The organism is Campylobacter coli LMG 9860, from assembly GCF_000254135.1.
GTDB lineage: Bacteria > Campylobacterota > Campylobacteria > Campylobacterales > Campylobacteraceae > Campylobacter_D > Campylobacter_D coli.
In genome coordinates, this window is record NZ_AINS01000121.1 from 1 (window position 1) to 2,037 (window position 2,037).

General features: G+C 26.8%; 5 protein-coding genes and 1 pseudogene. All 6 read right to left on the bottom strand.

Annotated elements, in window-relative coordinates; translation table 11 throughout:
* Nucleotides 1–190 (bottom strand): annotated as a pseudogene (locus tag CCO88_RS09610) (hypothetical protein); the annotation flags it as partial.
* A 146-nt stretch (nucleotides 191–336) separates the two neighbouring features.
* Nucleotides 337–513 carry a hypothetical protein gene (locus tag CCO88_RS10765; protein WP_002782679.1) on the bottom strand — a complete coding sequence of 59 codons (177 nt, stop codon included), beginning with the start codon at nucleotides 511–513 and terminating at the stop codon, nucleotides 337–339.
* 97 nt (nucleotides 514–610) lie between these two features.
* A complete protein-coding gene (locus CCO88_RS09615; RefSeq protein WP_002782538.1) occupies nucleotides 611–988 on the bottom strand; it encodes a hypothetical protein in 378 nt (125 codons plus the stop codon).
* Complete coding sequence (locus tag CCO88_RS09620) at nucleotides 985–1,218, bottom strand: hypothetical protein (protein ID WP_002782536.1); 234 nt, start codon at nucleotides 1,216–1,218, stop codon at nucleotides 985–987. The genes CCO88_RS09615 and CCO88_RS09620 overlap by 4 nt, the downstream gene beginning before the upstream one ends.
* Before the next feature lie 9 nt (nucleotides 1,219–1,227).
* Complete coding sequence (locus tag CCO88_RS09625; RefSeq protein ID WP_002840621.1) at nucleotides 1,228–1,521, bottom strand: hypothetical protein; 294 nt, start codon at nucleotides 1,519–1,521, stop codon at nucleotides 1,228–1,230.
* A 58-nt stretch (nucleotides 1,522–1,579) separates the two neighbouring features.
* Nucleotides 1,580–2,020, bottom strand: coding sequence for a YopX family protein (locus CCO88_RS09630; protein WP_002795300.1), 441 nt, complete (start codon nucleotides 2,018–2,020; stop codon nucleotides 1,580–1,582).
* Nucleotides 2,021–2,037 lie beyond the last annotated feature (17 nt).

The window sequence follows — 2,037 nt, forward strand, 5'->3', positions numbered from 1 at the left end:
AAACACCTTCTAAAGTCCATTTGATTGTCTTATTTTTAAAAGAATTTTCTACTAAAAAATAATGTGTGTTTTCTATAAACTCATCATTATGTGTCCTAAGATGTTTTGCTATCGTTAAGCCTGTTGTTAAGCCATAGTTAGAGGCAACTTGTTCGTTTGTAAAAATTAAATTTGAAGTGATATTTTGCATAATCCTACCTTTTGCTAATTATAAAAAAGTAGGATTGTAGTTTTATTTAGTGTTGTGTTTTGTGTTTTTCTTTATAAAATGTATAAACTAAAGCTATTAAAACTATAACTAAAGTTACCGCACCAATTCCTAAAATAATATCCATTTTAACTCCTTTTAGATTTAATTTCGCCAAGCCCTGAAAGAAACATAATTAAAATGCCTTCAGCTATAGCATAAGTCGCTTGACTTTGTGGAACATCGCTAAATTGCAAAGCAAAAGCTCCATTTACAAAGATACCTAAACCTATATTTCTTCCTGTGTTAAAAATAAGTTCTAACATTTTTTCCCTTTTTAAAAGTTTAGCACACTAAATAAAATTTAACAATATATTTTTACAAAATTCCTTAATTTCCTGTGCTGTCATTTTTCTCCTTTATTTAAAACATAAATTTAAGGCTCATTTCTAAAGCCCTATTTACAATACTTCTTATAAGCTCATCTCTTCCTGTACTTAAAGCTTTTCTAAGTTGCACTCCTAAGCCATCTTGTTTTAAAAGCTCTAAGGCTTTCGGTTTTAAAATAGCTTTTTTAACTTTTCCGCTTTCTAAATCCATACTCTCAAAATCCAAAAAATGATTATTTTTTAGGTAATTTATCGTATGATAAGCGTTTAATTGATGTGTTAAAAACTCTTCATATTCTAGTTTTGGGATAAAATCAAAAAAGTTAAAATCGCTTGGAATAGGAAAGGTACTATAAAGTTCTCCCAAAGTTTTTGCCGTATAGCTTTCAAAAAGCTCAATATTTTCACTCATTTAAATCCCCATTTATTGCAAAGCAAATTTAAATCCGTATTTGTCTTTAAAAGTTCATCAAAATAAAGCTCTAGTTTATCAATATAAAGTCTAGCACCTTTTAAATCATCATTTTGTATATTTTTAATTGCTAGATTTTTACTATCTTTGATAAGTCTTTGAAGCTCATCTTTTTTATCTTTAAGCTCAGTTAAACGACCTCTTGCGTAAGTAATTGTTTCTTCTTGCATTTTAATCCTTTATCTCATACAAAATTCGATTAAATCATCAATATCATTTAAATCATTTTTAGAAAAGTATAAATAAGCTTTAGGACTGATTAAAACTCCTGAAAAATCGTCATTATTTTCTTTATCGTATTTTAAAACTTTGCATTCTTTTAGAAAATGAATACAAGAGCTAAAGTCTATTTTATATTCTTTACAATCTTTGTTAAAATCATCTGAAAAAAGTATGCTTTGATTTGGAAAATCATTTAAAAGTGTTTTTATAATACGTTTTGAAACAAGCTTAAAAGCTTTGAAGTTTTCCATTAATTCTCCTTTATTTTATCAAAATTTTACTTAAGCAAATAAACTTCTTTCTGCATCTTCATCCTTTCAATAATTCTTTATTTTCGTGTATATTGCCTACGACATATACATCTTCAATTGTTTTATTATTTTTATGTCTACGAAGGTCAAATAAGTACCCACCATCTCCATTAGATAATTTAGAACACAATCCCAACTCCATATCAAAACAAATAATTTCATAAAATATTTCTGAATTTTTTTCATTAGTAAATACTAAGCATTCTATAATATCTCCTATATAGATTTTATTACCTTTGTAATCATAGTAGCCTGTAAATAACTCTATCTCTAAATCATTCTTATTCTTTACAAACTCTACTTCATTAATTCTGTCAGTTTCAGTAAATGTGGTTCCTGCTTCTACAGGAGATTTGTCATATTTATGAAGTTCTATTTCATTAAGATATCTCTTTTCAGTATTATCCCAAATTCTAAAATCAAAGTCTTTTAGTTTCATTTTCACTCCTTAAAAAT